Origin of the sequence: Photobacterium aquimaris (assembly GCF_002954455.1) — a bacterium.
In the GTDB taxonomy this organism is placed as follows: Bacteria; Pseudomonadota; Gammaproteobacteria; order Enterobacterales; family Vibrionaceae; genus Photobacterium; species Photobacterium aquimaris.
In genome coordinates, this window is record NZ_MSCC01000001.1 from 200,343 (window position 1) to 216,147 (window position 15,805).

A 15,805-nucleotide genomic window follows, 5' to 3' on the forward strand; every position below is an offset into this window, starting at 1 on the left:
TAGAGGTTATTGGCTCACAGGGAACAATTTAAAGGCCCACTATGCTGACACAGCTAAGAGATATTGTTGACAAGGTTGTTAGCGCTCACACATTGATTGATGCATTGGATCAATTAGTCTCAAACACGACGTTAGCAATGAAGACCGATTGTTGTTCGGTGTATATTGCCGATCATCAGCGTCAGGTTTATACCTTGATGGCAACGCAGGGGTTAAATAAATCTCGACGACGCATTAGTTTGCGCTTTGATCAAGGGCTAGTAGGGTTAGTGGGTCAACGAGCAGAGCCGTTAAATGTTGCAGATGCGCGTTTACATCCTCGTTTTAAACATGTATCAGGGATCGGAGAGGAATCTTTTCGATCCTTTTTTGGTACGCCAATTATACATCAGCGCCAAGTTCTTGGTGTTATCGTGGTTCAACAACGTCAGCAGCGTGAATTTAACGAAAGTGAAGAATCGTTTTTAGTCACACTTGCCGCTCAACTGGCGGGTATTTTAGCCCACGCGAAAGCACAAGGAATGTGGTTTGAGCAAGGTAATCGGCTTCATTTAACCGGTTCAGCGGCATCCAGTGGCGTTGCGGTGGCAAAAGCGTGGTGGGATGATACTCAGCCATTATTAGAGCATGTTGCGCCAGCGTCATGTTTAAATATCCATGCCGAACAAGATCGATTAACGATTGCGATTGATGCGGCAGCAAAAGAATTTCGCCGTTTACGGAAGCGGTTTGATAGCGATTTGCAAAAAGAAACCCTCGCTATTTTTGATCTCTTTAGTCACTTACTCAATGATCCATTGCTACGCCAAGATCTTAAAACTCGTATAGATGGTGGTGATCAAGCGGAATGGGCAGTGCGACAAGTGGTTGAAGCGTATTCTAACCGTTTTTCTAATATGAAAGATCAATACCTTAAAGAGCGAGCGCGTGATATTCGTGAATTAGGGCAGCGGTTATTGTATTTTTTATGTGATGACGAGCCTAATGAGCAGCAGTGGGATGAGCCGATTGTACTGCTGACGCGAGAATTAACAGCTGCAATGTTAGCAACAGTACCTGCGGGTAAACTAGCTGCTGTGGTTGCTCAAGACGGTGCCGCTAACTCACATGCGGCTATTTTATCTCGTGCACTAGGCATTCCTGCCATTATGGGGGTTGATTTTACGCCACATACTGTGCATAACAATGTGGTGGTGGTTGATGGTTATCGCGGTGATTTTTTAGTTAATCCAAATCGACATGTGCTGGCTGAATATCGACGCTTACTGCGTGAAGATGATGAACTTGAAAAAATCGTTGAAGGTGACCAACAACAACTGGCTGTGACCAAAGATCAGCAACGGATCATGGTCCACATTAATGCCGGCTTAAGTGCTGACTCACATCTTGCTATCAATAAAGGTATTGATGGCGTTGGACTTTACCGCACCGAAGTACCGTTTTTACTGCAACGTAGTTTCCCCTCTGAAGAAGAACAAATTAATCAATACCGAACTATTTTGCACACTTACCCGCATCAGCCTGTTGTGATGCGTACACTTGATATTGGCGGAGATAAACCGCTACCTTATCTACCAATTGAAGAAGATAACCCTTTTCTAGGCTGGCGTGGAATTCGATTTACGCTCGATCATCCTGAAATATTCATGATCCAAGTACGAGCCATGCTACGTGCTAGCATTGGTTTGAACAATATGGATATTTTACTGCCAATGATTTCAAGTATTAATGAACTTGATGACGCCAAGGCGATTATTGAACGGGCGTATGCGGATGTTGCTCAAACAGCATTAGCAGCAGGGCAACAACTGCATAAGCCACGAATAGGCATCATGATTGAAGTACCGTCAATGTTATATCAACTCCATGCGTTGGTTGGTCGAGTTGATTTTCTCTCTGTTGGTAGTAATGATTTAACCCAATATTTATTGGCGGTTGATCGTAATAATGCGCGAGTAGCGAGTGTTTATGATGCGCTGCATCCAGCTGTTTTACATGCGCTAAAGCATATCGTTGATAGTGCTGAAAAATATCAATTACCCGTGTGTGTTTGTGGTGAATTAGCTGGCGATCCTGTTGGTGCATTACTGCTGGTTGGCATGGGCTATCGCTCGTTGAGCATGAATGCCCGTAATGTTGCCAAAATTAAATATATTTTACGCCATATCAATAGTACCGATATGACTGCGTTGGCGACTCAGGCACTGCAGGTTGATATTGCTGATGATGTGCGCCAATTAACGACAGTATTTATTGAACAGCATCAGTTAGGTGGATTTATTCGAGCAGGTAATAAATAATGGCGACTTCTTCGGTTAAGGTTATGGGTAGTTATTATGCATGAAAGCGTAATATGGCTTTTCTCTATGTGCTTAATTTTAGGTGCAGTGGTAGGGTTATTAGCAGGATTATTGGGAATAGGTGGCGGTTTATTGGTGGTGCCTGCATTAGTATGGTTGTTGCCACAAGCTGGCATTGAACCTGCGATGTTAATGCACATTGCATTAGCGACATCGTTAGCCAGTATTGTAATGACTTCAATGGCTTCTGCGCGCAATCATTTTAGATTGGGAAATGTTGATTTCTCAGTGGTTAAAGTGCTTGCTCCGGGGATCATTATTGGCGGATTAGGCGGCAGCGTGGTGGCAGAATTGGTGCCTGCACAATATTTACCTAAAGTGTTTGCTGTGATTGTGCTGCTGCTTGCTTTGCAAATGCTGCTATCACTACGTGTCACTCATGCTCGACCATTACCAAGTGCACTGGCATCGGCTGCTGGTGGTTGTGTTATCGGCTTATTATCAAGTTTAGCCGGCATTGGTGGCGGCTCATTAACGGTGCCATATTTGAGCTATTTTGGGATTGAAATGCGCCGTGCTATTGGTTCGGCCTCATTAGTTGGTTTTCTTATTGCGGTCTCTGGCATGATTGGTTTTATTTTTGCTGGTGTTGGCAGTGCTGATTTACCGGCATATAGCCTTGGGTATGTCTATTTACCCGCTCTAATCGGTATTGCTGCAACGTCAATGATTACTACTCGTTATGGCGCTGCGCTTGTTACGCGATTGCCAACGGCAACCCTTAAAAAAATGTTTGCAGTACTGCTGCTTATTATCAGTATTAAAATGTTCATGAGTTGATATTGGCTAGCTTTAAGTTTGCTATCTTCTGATAGAATTAAAAGTAACGACTTTAGACGCCTAGCTTTTGCTGGGCGTCATTAATTTAACGGGTAGGACAATGAAACAGTACTTAGCGTTATGTCAGCGAATTGTTGATGATGGTGTATGGATTGAAAATGAGCGTACAGGGAAACGTTGTCTAACGGTGATCAATGCTGATTTAACCTATGATGTTGCTAATAATCAATTTCCATTGATCACTACTCGTAAAAGCTTTTGGAAAGCGGCAATTGCGGAGTTATTAGGTTATTTACGTGGCTATGATAATGCTGCCCAATTTCGTGCTATTGGTTGTAATACATGGAATGCTAATGCCAATGATAACCAAGCATGGCTAAATAATCCGTACCGTAAAGGTGAGGATGATATGGGACGCGTTTATGGTGTTCAAGGTCGTCGCTGGCAAAAGGCGGATGGTACGGTTATCGATCAATTAAAGAAGATTGTTGATGACTTAACCAAAGGGATTGATGATCGTGGCGAAATATTAACGTTTTATAACCCTGGTGAGTTTGATATGGGCTGTTTACGCCCATGCATGCACACCCATACTTTTTCATTATTGGGCGATACCTTGTATTTGACGAGTGCTCAGCGTTCTTGTGATGTCCCGTTAGGGCTTAACTTTAACCAAGTTCAAGTGTTTACGTTATTGGCGTTAATGGCGCAAATTACCGGCCATAAACCGGGTCAGGCTTATCATAAAATTATTAATGCCCATATTTATGAAGATCAATTACCACTAATGCGTGATGAGCAATTAACCCGTATTCCATTTGCATCGCCACAATTGATTATCAATCCTAAAATTACCTCACTAGAAGATTTAGAAACGTGGGTAACGTTGGATGATTTTGAGGTGGTGGGTTATCAACACCATGCGCCAATTCAATACCCATTCTCGGTATAGTGTTAGATTTAAAATAGTGTAGTTTAATTGACGTAATATGCATTCCATTAATTAGATACTTATTGGAATCGATATTAGTGTCAAATATTAGAATGACAAAAAGCCCCGCACAATTGCTTGTGCGGGGCTTTTTATTGAACAGTACTTTTATTTAACTTAGCGTAATGATTAAGCCGTAAACGCTAGGATTGAACCAGGGATAGCAATGAATACTAGGCCAAGGTAACCCGCAACAGCGGCTTTGTTCTTCGTTGCTAAGTCGCTGAGGTAGAAAGCACACTTAAGTGGAATTTCACGTAAGAACGGTACACCGAAAATTAATACTGTTGCTAGTACGTTAAAGCATAAGTGTACCAGTGCAATCTGTAGTGCAAATACTGCGTGCTCACCTGATACTGCTGTCGCTGCTAGTAGTGCAGTGATACAGGTACCGATGTTTGCGCCTAGAGTAAATGGGTACACTTCACGGACAGTTAATACACCAGTACCTACTAGCGGTACCATCAAACTTGTTGTTGTTGATGATGACTGTACCAGCACAGTTACCGCAGTGCCTGAAGCAATACCATGTAATGGACCACGACCGATTGCGCTCTTAAGAATATCACGAGCACGACCAACCATTAAACCTCGCATTAAGCGACCCATTAGCGTAATAGAAACGAAAATCAGTGCAATACCTAGAATGATTAGACCAAAACCACCGTTGTGACCAAATACTTCTAGTGGACCTTTTACTAAATCTACTGCTGGTTGAGTTAATGGCTTCATGAAATCCATGCCGTCCATGCTCATATCACCCGCTTTTAAGAACGGTGATACTAACCAACCTGATAACTTATCAAGAATACCAAACATCATTTCCAATGGAAGGAAAATGGCAACAGCTAATAAGTTAAAGAAATCATGTACAGTCGCACTTGCAAATGCGCGACGGAATTCTTCTTTACAACGTGCGTGACCTAAACTAACTAATGTATTGGTTAATGTGGTACCGATATTAGCACCCATAACCATTGGAATGGCGGTTTCGACCGGTAAACCACCTGCCACAAGACCAACGATAATAGAGGTTACAGTACTTGATGATTGAATAAGTGCAGTCGCAATTAGACCAATCATTAAGCCTGCAACTGGGTGAGAAGCAAATTCAAATAATGTTTTTGCTTGCTCGCCAACAGACCATTTAAAACCGCCGCTGACCATAGATACAGCAACGAGTAACAAATATAGCATGAACGCTAGGTTGGCCCAGCGGACCCAACGCATAGAGCTGAACTTAGATGCAGCAGTAGTGGCTTGGGTAGTCATAATCATTTCTCCATGACAGGAATATGTCGTTTAGGTGTCATTTTGTTGAAATCTGCGTGAATATTAGTTTGGTTATATTTCAGAAATATTACACTGAGTGTCATAAATGAATATTTGTTTGCGTTTTGTCAGCAAAGTGAGAGCGCAACCGATTAAATTGTACAATGTCAGGTTGCAATAATACTCTCTAGTAGATTGTTTCTAATTGTTTTTTAATGAAATGAATTATTAGATATAAAAATCGTGATGGAATCGTTATTTAAAGTAAATTTTTGCTATTGATTTTTTTTTCAGCATAAAGCTAATGAATCGTAGTTCGGTGACAGTGCGGATATAGTAGCTATATAACTACAACCTTTCGGTTTTACCGAGTATTTATATCTATACAAACGATTTCTCAGATTATGAGAATGACGTTTACACTAAATTTAATTGAGATGACCAAGTATTTAGCTAACCTTATAGTTAGAGCAGCTTGGATCGCGTGGACAATATAGTTAAAGGAGTGACGGTCGATGACCGATGCTATTCGTAAGTTTCTTAAATTAGAATCAGCTGGCGGTATTATTCTTATTATCGCAGCGTTAATTGCAATGGTTATTGCTAATTCGCCATTGGCATCAATATATACTGACACTTTGCATAGCTATATTGCAGGATTATCAGTAGCCCATTGGATCAATGACGGTTTAATGGCGATTTTCTTTTTCTTAATTGGATTAGAAGTTAAGCGTGAGCTGATTGAGGGTGCGCTTAATACGAAGGAAAAGGCAATCTTTCCGGCAATAGCCGCTGTAGGCGGTATGATTGCACCAGCGTTAATTTATACCGCATTTAACTACAGCGATCCGATGGCTGTGAAAGGTTGGGCCATTCCTGCAGCGACCGATATTGCATTTGCACTAGGTGTAATGGCATTGCTGGGTAACCGTGTACCGGTGAGTTTAAAAGTGTTCTTATTAGCGCTAGCTATTATTGATGACTTAGGGGTAATTGTTATTATCGCCCTATTCTATAGCAGTGATTTATCGACTATTGCGCTAGCGGTGGCATTTATTGCGACAGCGACGTTAGTCGTTATGAACTTAAAGAATATCACTAGTATTCCATTATACTTAATTGTTGGTGCTATTTTATGGTTCAGTGTGCTGCAATCTGGCGTTCATGCGACCTTGGCTGGTGTGGTATTAGGTTTTGCAGTGCCATTAGCAGGTAAAGATGGTCGCGCAGATACTCATTCACCACTTAAAAACATTGAACATGCATTACACCCGTATGTTGCTTTCTTAATCTTGCCATTATTTGCATTTGCAAACGCAGGTATATCACTTACCGGTGTATCACTGGCGAGTCTATCAGCAATGTTACCGATGGGGATTGCAGCCGGTTTGTTTATTGGTAAGCCAGTCGGCATATTTACTGCATGTTTTATTGCGGTTAAGACGGGTGTGGCAAAATTACCTGATGGGATTAACTTCAAGCATATTTTTGCAGTATCAATCCTGTGTGGTATCGGATTTACGATGTCGATTTTCATCTCATCATTGGCGTTTGTTGGTGCGGATGAGAGCTTTGCGACTTATTCACGACTTGGAATCCTATTAGGTTCTACTGTTGCAGCTGTTGTTGGTTACATAATGTTGAGTAAAACACTACCTAAATCAGAGGTGTAATATGAAAACGTTGCTAGTTGTTATTGCGTGTTTATTTTCATTACCCAGTGTGGCTGCGAATTATCAGCAGTGTACTAATGATGATCGTTCTGAGTTATGCCAAGCATACTTACAAGGGATCCATGATGCTAAAACGAGCGCAGTAAAAGCATCTACTGTACGTGAAAACTCGTTTCGTCAACGAGCGTTAGAGCAACGTGGTGGCGAACGAGTACGCAATTTAGAGCGACTGCAACGTTAATTGCGACTCAAATACGATCTTGGTTTGATTTTACTATAATTTATAGTGTCAAACATTGAACAGCCCAGTGGCACAGCGTAAGCTTTGCCGCTGGGTTTTTTTATTTAAAATAGCGGCAATGTCTCACTTAAATTATAACCATCTGTATTATTTTTGGATGGTCTGCAAACAAGGCTCAGTAACCAAAGCAGCTGATGCATTATTCCTAACACCACAAACGGTTACCGGTCAAATTCGTTCATTAGAAGAGCGTTTAAAAGGCAAGTTAACTAAGCGGGTTGGGCGTAATATTGAACCAACAGAGCTTGGCCAATTAGTGTTTAAATATGCCGATAAGATGTTTGATCTCAGTTATCAAATGCTTGATCGTATTAATTATACCCAGCGTGATAACCAATTGTTTGAAGTTGGTGTAGCTGATGCGTTGTCAAAACGATTAGTGAGCCAAGTGTTGCTTGAAGGTATACCGAACGATCAACGGATCCAATTAAGTTGTTTTGAATCTACCCATGAAATGTTGTTAGAGCAGTTATCACAACATAAATTAGACATGATTCTGTCAGATTGCCCAGTGAGTTCGACCCAAAACCCAGGTCTATACAGTAAAAAACTCGGGGAGTCGGCAATGAGTTTTTTTTGTACCGATGACTTATCTGATGCTGATTTTCCTGCTTGTATTGAAGATTATAAGTTATTAGTACCTAGTCGACGTTCAGCAATGGGACGAAAATTACATCAATGGTTTGATCAACAAGGGATCACGCCAAATATTTTGGGCGAGTTTGATGATGCAGCCTTAATGAAGGCATTTTCTTGTTACCATAAGTCGATGTTTATCGCGCCATCGATTTATGCTGATGAGTTGACTAGCAGTAGTCGAGTGCATGAAGTGAAGCGGGTGGTTGATATTTGCGATGAGTATTTTGTTATTTTTGCTGAACGAATGATAATGCATCCTGCAGTAAAACGTATTTGTGCGGCAGATTTTAGCAACTTATTTTAAATAACCATTATTAATTAACGCCTTACGAATATAAGGCGTTAATGATTATTGTTGTTAATGCTTGTCTATTGCTGCGGATTTGCCGCTAATGGATCTTTAGCGTCTTTTTCTTTTTCTTTTTCTTTTTCTTCTTTATCTTTGGCTGCAATTGAAATACCGGCAGTTAAATTATAACGCATTGCATCTTCAAACGACCAATCAACAATGGTGAGATCTTGACGTTTAACCAGCGTTGTAACGCCCGCTATTTGGTAACTTAGCGGAAACAGTACCGGAACCCAGTCACCTTCCGGTAATGCGTTTGTCAGCGGTTCTGGCGTGTCGTTAGCCATAATAAAGCCCACCACATAGGTATCATTGGCTTGATGGACTAACACGGTTTGCTGACTTTTATTTTTATTGTCGCTGCTCATTAATGAGGCAATATCATTAATGCTGCTATAAACCGTTTTAAAAAACGGGAATCGCATCAGTTGACGAATGATAAAATCATATAGCCATGCGATAGGGCTGACAGAAAAAAGTAGTCCGGCAACGAATAATAAGATTAGAATGAGTAAAAAACCAGCACCTTTAAAGAGTTCATTGATATGAACAAGGCCAAATAAAAAACTGCCTACTTCATCTAATGACTCAAAAAGTGACCAGAATAACCAAATACTTAATACTAGCGGCAGAACGTTGAACAAGCCGCGTAATAGCGTTTTTTTCATTTTATGCTCGAAGATGTGAAATAAATTCAACTATAAAGTTAGCAATGTTAACGATTGAAGTGCTAGTTTTATAGACGATGGCTAGTGAAGAGACATAAAAAACCGACCCTAAGGTCGGTTTTTTTAATCTAGACTCATTAATTAAAATTAAAGAGCTTTGATTTTCGCTGTTAGACGAGCTTTGTGACGTGCAGCTTTGTTCTTATGGATCAGGCCTTTAGTAGCCATGCGGTCCATAACAGGTTGCATTTCAGCGAAAGCTTGTGTTGCAGCTTCTTTATTACCAGCTTCAATAGCGATAATTACTTTCTTGAAGAAAGTGCGCATCATAGAACGACGGCTAGCGTTATGCTGACGACGTTTTTCTGAAGTTAGTGCACGTTTCTTAGCAGATTTGATATTTGCCAAGGGTGTAACTCCCAAATCTTGGTATGGTGACAATTTAAGGCCGAGGACTATGCCCTTAATCTTAATCATTGTCAAATGATTCGTGCAAATAACCGCCATACCAATCTAGTTGGCACTTGCGGATTAACACGGTTAATATGGCGGAAGATTTTACCAGTATTTCGAATCAGAAGTCACCTTTCTGAACATCTTTTATGAGGTTTTTTTGTGAGTAAGCGTCTTTTACGCTCTGGAATGATAGTTAGCGCCATGACTTTGGTGTCTCGCGTGCTCGGTTTAGTCCGAGATGTGGTCGTCGCTAACCTTATGGGAGCAGGGGCTGCGGCCGATGTTTTTTTCTTTGCCAACAAAATTCCCAATTTTTTACGTCGTCTTTTTGCGGAGGGGGCTTTTTCACAAGCCTTTGTACCCGTACTAACGGAATATCATGCCGCTGGTGACGTAGATAAAACGCGATTATTAATTGCTCGGGCTGCAGGTACCTTAGGCGGTATTGTTACTCTTGTGACTTTTTTGGGGGTATTGGGGTCGGGTGTTGTCACCGCCTTGTTTGGTTTTGGCTGGTTTTGGGATTGGATGCATAACATTTCGCCAGGCGCTGAAAAATTTGAATTAGCGAGTTTGTTACTAAAAATTACCTTTCCCTATTTGTGGTTTGTTACCTTCGTGGCGCTATCTGGCGCAATCTTAAACACCCTAGGGAAATTTGCGATTTCATCGTTTACGCCAGTATTTCTTAATATTGCGATTATTAGTTGTGCGATGTTTGTTGCCCCCCATCTGGCCAAACCTGAAATTGGTTTAGCGATCGGTGTTTTCATCGGTGGTTTAGTCCAATTTGGTTTTCAATTACCGTTTTTGTATCGTGAGGGTTATTTAGTTCGGCCACAATGGGGCTGGAATGACCCTGGCGTGACCAAAATACGTAAACTGATGCTTCCGGCTCTGTTTGGTGTCTCCGTTACTCAAATCAATCTATTGCTTGATACTTTGATTGCGAGTTTTCTGATGACGGGCTCAATCAGTTGGTTATATTATTCTGATCGCTTATTAGAATTTCCGTTAGGACTCTTTGGCATCGCGATCGCGACGGTAATTTTACCGGCGTTATCACGTAAGCATGTTGATAAATCCCCTGAACAGTTCTCTCATACCATGGATTGGGGGGTGCGAATGGTGTTGATCTTAGGCATTCCTGCAATGCTGGGTATGATCACCTTAGCTAAGCCGATGTTGATGGTAATGTTCATGCGCGGTGAGTTTAATCTGTATGACGTTAATCAAACGGCAATGTCGCTATGGGTGGTATCAGCGGGTTTACTTAATTACATGTTGATTAAAGTCTTTGCTCCGGGTTATTACGCTCGTCAAGATACCAAAACACCAGTAAAAATTGGTATTATAGCCATGGTGAGTAATATGGTATTTAACGGTATCTTTGCCCCATTCTATGGTTACGTTGGTTTATCGATTGCGAGTGTGTTATCGGCTTTACTTAATGCGGGGTTGCTATATCGCGGTTTACACAAGGGAAATATTTATCGCATCAGCCGTCAGACATTATTGTTTGTGCTGCGATTAGCGATTGCTGGTGTGGTGATGGTGACAGGATTACTCTGGTTTAGTCCAACCACAGAGCAATGGTTAGCTTTCCATTTACTAGAACGATTGATGTGGCTGTTTGGTTTGATCTTCGGCGGCAGTGGTCTTTATCTGCTATGTGCGATTATTTTAGGTGTTCGTCCGCGTCATCTGCGTGCAGAGAGCTGATTGAAATTGTTGAGTAGTATATAATTCACTAGTTTTACGCGGGAAAGCTTTTGTCAGTAGTAATGGTGATGGATGACTTTCCGCGGTTATTAAATTTTTGGCTGTTATTGGTCATCATATAAAACAAGTAACCTGATTGTAGGATGAACGAATAGCCTTATGAGTACTGACATAGTTACATCACCTATGGAATTAATTCGAGGTATACCCAATATTCAGCCATACCATCATGGTTGCGTGTTGACGATCGGTAATTTTGATGGCGTCCATCTTGGCCATCAAACCTTGCTTAAAAAGGTGGTTGCGAAAGCACATTCAATGGGACTTGCCGCAACGGTGATGACATTTGAACCACAACCACAAGAACTTTTTGCTGGTGATAAAGCGCCTGCAAGGTTAACTCGTTTTCGCGAGAAATATGTAGAATTGAAAAAAGTCGGTATTGATCGATTATTGTGTGTTAATTTTAATCATCATTTTGCTGCCATGACTGCTGAATATTTCGTCGAATGCTTGTTGGTAAAGCAATTGGGTGTTAAATTTCTGGTTATTGGTGATGACTTTCGTTTTGGTCAAGAGCGACGTGGTGATTTTGCGATGCTGGTGGCGGCTGGTAAGAAATACGGATTTGAAGTAATTAGTACTGCAAGTTTTTGTGTTTCAGAGCAGCGAGTAAGCAGTACTGCAATTCGTCATGCGTTAGCGAATAATGAATTAGAACAAGTAGAACAAATGCTTGGTCGACCATACAGTATTCGTGGTCGTGTCTCACACGGAAGAAAATTAGGCCGTACTATCGGCTTTCCAACAGCAAATATTCCACTAAAACGCCGTGTAGCACCTGTTGCAGGGGTTTACGCGGTTGAAGTGTTGGGTATTACTGCCGCACCTATTGCGGGTGTAGCTAATGTTGGCCACCGACCAACGGTACAAGGTGTACGACAACAACTGGAAGTTCACCTATTTGATTATCAAGCGGATCTTTACGGTCGCCAGCTTGAAGTCGTGTTGCGCCATAAATTGCGTGACGAACAAAAATTTGAATCATTCGATGCGCTGAAACTACAAATCGAACGAGATGCTCAAGCAGCACGGGTGTGGCTGTCTGAGCGTAATAATGTCCAATTTCGCCCAAGTAACGGAATCTAGAATCCATGAGTGACTATAAAGATACCCTGAACCTGCCTGAAACAGGGTTTCCGATGCGAGGCAACCTAGCTCAACGTGAGCCAGCAATGCTTAAGCGTTGGTATGATGAAGATCTTTACGGTGAAATTCGTAAAGCTAAGAAAGGTAAAAAATCTTTCGTATTACACGATGGCCCTCCTTACGCTAACGGTGATATTCACATCGGTCACGCGTTAAACAAGATTCTTAAAGATATTATTATTAAGTCAAAGACACTTTCTGGCTTTGATTCACCGTACATTCCTGGTTGGGATTGCCACGGTCTACCGATTGAATTAATGGTAGAAAAGAAATTTGGTAAGCCAGGTCAAAAATTAACGGCTGCTGAGTTCCGCGAAAAATGTCGTGCATATGCTGCTGGTCAAGTTGAAGGCCAAAAAGAAAGTTTCATGCGTCTAGGTGTACTAGGCCAGTGGGATAAGCCATACCGTACTATGGATTTTGGTACTGAAGCCAATATTATTCGTGCATTAGGCAAAATTGCAGATAAAGATCATTTACTGAAAGGTTTTAAGCCTGTTCACTGGTGTACTGATTGTGGTTCTGCTTTGGCTGAAGCTGAAGTTGAATACCAAGATAAAGTATCGCTATCTATCGATGTTAAATTTAAAGCGGTAGACGAAGCTGCAGTATTAGCGAAGTTTGGCTGTGTTGCTGACCAAGGCGAAGGCGATGTGTCGATTGTTATCTGGACAACCACACCGTGGACAATGCCAGCTAACCGTGCAGTTGCTGTAAGTGCAGATCTTGAATACGCATTAGTACAAACACCAGTAACTGACGCACACCCTCAACCACAACGTTTGATCGTAGCGGCTGAGCTTGTGAAAGAAGTGATGGGCCGTGTTGGCTTTGAAGAATCAGAAATTCTTGGTTTTTGTAAAGGTGATGCATTAGAGCTAATGCGCTTTAATCACCCATTCTACAGCTTTGATGTGCCAGTAGTGCTTGCTGATCACGTTACAACAGAATCAGGTACTGGTTGTGTACATACCGCACCTGGCCACGGTCAAGAAGACTTCGTGGTTGGTCAAAAGTACAACCTAGAAATTGCTAACCCTGTTGGCAGCAACGGCGTTTACTTACCTGATACAGAGATCTTTGCCGGTCAACACGTATTTAAAGCTAACGAAGTGGTTGTAGATGTATTACGTGAACACGGTTCACTGTTAAATTTCTCAAAAATCACTCACAGCTACCCACATTGCTGGCGCCATAAAACGCCAATTATTTTCCGTGCAACGCCACAGTGGTTTATCTCGATGGAGAAAGCTGGTCTGCGTGCAAAAGCATTAGGTGAAATCAAAAGCGTACAATGGATGCCTGAATGGGGCCAAAGCCGTATCGAAGGTATGGTTGAAGGACGTCCTGAGTGGTGTATCTCACGTCAACGTACTTGGGGTGTGCCAATTGCGCTGTTTATCCATAAAGAAACGCAAGAGCTTCACCCACAAACATCTGAGCTAATTGAAAAAGTAGCACAGCTTGTTGAGCAAAAGGGTATTCAAGCGTGGTGGGATCTAGAACTTACTGACGTAATGAGCGCAGAAGACGCCGCTAATTACGAGAAAGTACTAGATACATTAGACGTATGGTTTGACTCTGGTGTTACTCACTTCTCTGTGGTTGATAGTCGCCCTGAGTTCAACGGTCATTCAGCAGATCTTTACCTTGAAGGTTCAGATCAGCATCGTGGTTGGTTCCAGTCTTCATTGATTTCATCGGTAGCGATGAAAGACAAAGCTCCGTATAAGCAAGTGTTAACACACGGCTTCGTGGTTGACGGTCAAGGCCGTAAAATGTCGAAATCAGTAGGTAACGTTGTTGCACCTAAAGATGTGACTAACAAGCTTGGTGCAGATATTCTACGTCTATGGGTTGCATCAACCGATTACACTGGTGAAGTTGCAGTATCTGATGAGATCCTAAAGCGTTCAGCTGATGCGTACCGTCGTATTCGTAACACTGCACGTTTCTTCCTTGCAAACCTAAACGGCTTTAACCCAGAAACAGATTGTGTGCCAGTTGATGAAATGGTAGCACTTGATCGTTGGGCTGTGGGTCGTGCAATGGCTGCTCAAGAAGAGATCGTTAAAGCATACGAAGATTACAACCTACATACAGTAACTCAACGTTTAATGCAGTTCTGTTCTGTTGAAATGGGCTCTTTCTACTTAGATGTTATTAAAGACCGTCAGTACACAGCAAAACGTGGCAGTCATGCACAACGTAGCTGTCAAACAGCACTTTACTACATCGTTGAAGCGCTTGTTCGTTGGATGGCACCTATCATGTCATTCACTGCCGATGAAATCTGGAACGAAATGCCAGGTAAGCGTGATCAATTCGTGTTTACTGGTGAATGGTTCGATGGTTTATTTGGTCTAGCTGAAAACGAAGAACTAAATAACGAATTCTGGGCTGAAATTCAGCAAGTTCGTGGTGCAGTGAACAAGTTACTTGAAACAGCACGTAGCGAAAAAGTTATCGGCGGTTCACTACAAGCTGAAGTGACATTAACTGCAAATGCAGAGCTTGCAGCGAAACTGAATAAGCTAGAAGACGAATTACGTTTTGTATTGCTAACATCAAAAGCACAAGTTGTTGTTGCTGATAGCAAGCCTGAAGGCGCACAAGAAACAGATATCGAAGGATTATTTGTAACTGTGAATGCATCAGAAGCGGCAAAATGTGAGCGTTGTTGGCACCATGTTGCTGATGTTGGCACAATTGCAGGACACGAAGAAGTGTGTGGCCGTTGTGTAACTAACATCGATGGCGACGGCGAAGAGCGTAAATTTGCCTAATGACTAGTTCAACACCTCAGCAACCGCTAACGCTTAAACAATCGGGTATTCGTTGGTTATGGCTAGCGATTCTGGTATTTATTATCGACAATGGCTCTAAGCTATTGGTGATGGACACGATGGGCTATGGTTGGCCAAACCGGATTGAAATCACACCGTTTTTTAATTTACTGTATGTGCACAATACGGGTGCCGCATTTAGTTTTTTAAGTAGTGCGGGTGGTTGGCAGCGATGGTTATTTGCAGCGATTGCCTTTGGTGTTTGTGGCTTATTAGCTGTGTGGATGCGTCGTACACCTGCAACCAATAAAATGATCAACATTGCGTATGCGCTAATTATTGGTGGTGCATTCGGCAATTTATTTGATCGCTTATACCATGGTTTTGTGGTCGATTTTCTTGACTTTTACTACGGTAATTATCATTGGCCTGCATTTAACATTGCTGATTCAGCCATTTGTTTAGGGGCTGCATTATTGATTCTTGATGGTTTTCGAGCCGATAAAGTCGCTAAAGCACACTAAACATTGATCGGTTATTAAAATATAACGCTGCCTGTGATTACAGGTGGCGTTTTTTTTAATTATTAATTGGCGATG

General features: G+C 41.8%; 13 protein-coding genes. 10 read left to right on the forward strand and 3 right to left on the reverse strand.

Annotated elements, in window-relative coordinates; genetic code table 11:
- Positions 1 to 41 precede the first annotated feature (41 nt).
- The 3 genes from ptsP to BTN98_RS00790 all read left to right on the forward strand — a co-directional run bounded on the left by ptsP (position 42) and on the right by BTN98_RS00790 (position 4,092).
- On the forward strand, positions 42 to 2,300 hold the full coding sequence (gene ptsP, locus BTN98_RS00780; RefSeq protein WP_060997644.1) for a phosphoenolpyruvate--protein phosphotransferase: 2,259 nt from the start codon (positions 42 to 44) through the stop codon (positions 2,298 to 2,300).
- A gap of 36 nt (positions 2,301 to 2,336) precedes the next feature.
- Positions 2,337 to 3,140, forward strand: a complete 804-nt coding sequence (locus BTN98_RS00785) for a sulfite exporter TauE/SafE family protein (RefSeq protein WP_060997645.1) — start codon at positions 2,337 to 2,339, stop codon at positions 3,138 to 3,140.
- A gap of 100 nt (positions 3,141 to 3,240) precedes the next feature.
- Positions 3,241 to 4,092: a thymidylate synthase gene (locus BTN98_RS00790; protein WP_060997646.1), complete on the forward strand. Its 852-nt coding sequence runs from the start codon at positions 3,241 to 3,243 to the stop codon at positions 4,090 to 4,092.
- Between the two features lie 168 nt (positions 4,093 to 4,260).
- Here BTN98_RS00790 and BTN98_RS00795 read toward each other — a convergent pair whose 3' ends face one another.
- Complete coding sequence (locus BTN98_RS00795; RefSeq protein ID WP_060997647.1) at positions 4,261 to 5,403, reverse strand: Na/Pi symporter; 1,143 nt, start codon at positions 5,401 to 5,403, stop codon at positions 4,261 to 4,263.
- A gap of 515 nt (positions 5,404 to 5,918) precedes the next feature.
- Between BTN98_RS00795 and nhaA the strand changes: the two genes are divergently transcribed.
- From nhaA to nhaR, 3 genes are all read left to right on the forward strand, one after another.
- Complete coding sequence (nhaA, locus tag BTN98_RS00800) at positions 5,919 to 7,076, forward strand: Na+/H+ antiporter NhaA (protein WP_060997648.1); 1,158 nt, start codon at positions 5,919 to 5,921, stop codon at positions 7,074 to 7,076.
- 1 nt (position 7,077) lies between these two features.
- Positions 7,078 to 7,317 carry a hypothetical protein gene (locus tag BTN98_RS00805; RefSeq protein WP_060997649.1) on the forward strand — a complete coding sequence of 80 codons (240 nt, stop codon included), beginning with the start codon at positions 7,078 to 7,080 and terminating at the stop codon, positions 7,315 to 7,317.
- A gap of 118 nt (positions 7,318 to 7,435) precedes the next feature.
- Entirely contained in the window at positions 7,436 to 8,320 is an 885-nt protein-coding gene (nhaR, locus tag BTN98_RS00810) for a transcriptional activator NhaR (protein ID WP_060997704.1), read from the forward strand.
- A 65-nt stretch (positions 8,321 to 8,385) separates the two neighbouring features.
- On the opposite strand, the gene BTN98_RS00815 is transcribed toward nhaR, so the two are convergent.
- Together BTN98_RS00815 and rpsT are read right to left on the reverse strand one after the other, a co-directional pair.
- A complete protein-coding gene (locus BTN98_RS00815; protein ID WP_060997650.1) occupies positions 8,386 to 9,033 on the reverse strand; it encodes a DUF502 domain-containing protein in 648 nt (215 codons plus the stop codon).
- A gap of 147 nt (positions 9,034 to 9,180) precedes the next feature.
- Positions 9,181 to 9,441, reverse strand: a complete 261-nt coding sequence (gene rpsT, locus BTN98_RS00820; RefSeq protein WP_036796485.1) for a 30S ribosomal protein S20 — start codon at positions 9,439 to 9,441, stop codon at positions 9,181 to 9,183.
- Positions 9,442 to 9,648: 207 nt separating this feature from the next.
- Between rpsT and murJ the strand changes: the two genes are divergently transcribed.
- The 4 genes from murJ (at position 9,649) to lspA (ending at position 15,730) form a co-directional block, all read left to right on the forward strand.
- On the forward strand, positions 9,649 to 11,211 hold the full coding sequence (murJ, locus tag BTN98_RS00825) for a murein biosynthesis integral membrane protein MurJ (RefSeq protein ID WP_060997651.1): 1,563 nt from the start codon (positions 9,649 to 9,651) through the stop codon (positions 11,209 to 11,211).
- A gap of 186 nt (positions 11,212 to 11,397) precedes the next feature.
- Positions 11,398 to 12,360 (forward strand): bifunctional riboflavin kinase/FAD synthetase, encoded by a 963-nt coding sequence (gene ribF, locus BTN98_RS00830; RefSeq protein ID WP_060997705.1) that lies wholly within the window; start codon positions 11,398 to 11,400, stop codon positions 12,358 to 12,360.
- Positions 12,361 to 12,365: 5 nt separating this feature from the next.
- Positions 12,366 to 15,206, forward strand: coding sequence for an isoleucine--tRNA ligase (ileS, locus tag BTN98_RS00835; protein ID WP_060997652.1), 2,841 nt, complete (start codon positions 12,366 to 12,368; stop codon positions 15,204 to 15,206).
- Complete coding sequence (gene lspA / locus BTN98_RS00840) at positions 15,206 to 15,730, forward strand: signal peptidase II (RefSeq protein WP_060997653.1); 525 nt, start codon at positions 15,206 to 15,208, stop codon at positions 15,728 to 15,730. Before ileS ends, lspA begins: the two co-directional genes overlap by 1 nt.
- Positions 15,731 to 15,805 lie beyond the last annotated feature (75 nt).

Bases quoted from the DNA above. Each gene is read 5' to 3' on its own strand.
- ptsP (WP_060997644.1), top strand. From the start codon at position 42: ATGCTGACACAGCTAAGAGATATTGTTGACAAGGTTGTTAGCGCTCAC.
- BTN98_RS00785 (WP_060997645.1), top strand. From the start codon at position 2,337: ATGCATGAAAGCGTAATATGGCTTTTCTCTATGTGCTTAATTTTAGGT.
- BTN98_RS00790 (WP_060997646.1), top strand. From the start codon at position 3,241: ATGAAACAGTACTTAGCGTTATGTCAGCGAATTGTTGATGATGGTGTA.
- BTN98_RS00795 (WP_060997647.1), bottom strand. From the start codon at position 5,403: ATGACTACCCAAGCCACTACTGCTGCATCTAAGTTCAGCTCTATGCGT.
- nhaA (WP_060997648.1), top strand. From the start codon at position 5,919: ATGACCGATGCTATTCGTAAGTTTCTTAAATTAGAATCAGCTGGCGGT.
- BTN98_RS00805 (WP_060997649.1), top strand. From the start codon at position 7,078: ATGAAAACGTTGCTAGTTGTTATTGCGTGTTTATTTTCATTACCCAGT.
- nhaR (WP_060997704.1), top strand. From the start codon at position 7,436: ATGTCTCACTTAAATTATAACCATCTGTATTATTTTTGGATGGTCTGC.
- BTN98_RS00815 (WP_060997650.1), bottom strand. From the start codon at position 9,033: ATGAAAAAAACGCTATTACGCGGCTTGTTCAACGTTCTGCCGCTAGTA.
- ribF (WP_060997705.1), top strand. From the start codon at position 11,398: ATGGAATTAATTCGAGGTATACCCAATATTCAGCCATACCATCATGGT.
- ileS (WP_060997652.1), top strand. From the start codon at position 12,366: ATGAGTGACTATAAAGATACCCTGAACCTGCCTGAAACAGGGTTTCCG.
- lspA (WP_060997653.1), top strand. From the start codon at position 15,206: ATGACTAGTTCAACACCTCAGCAACCGCTAACGCTTAAACAATCGGGT.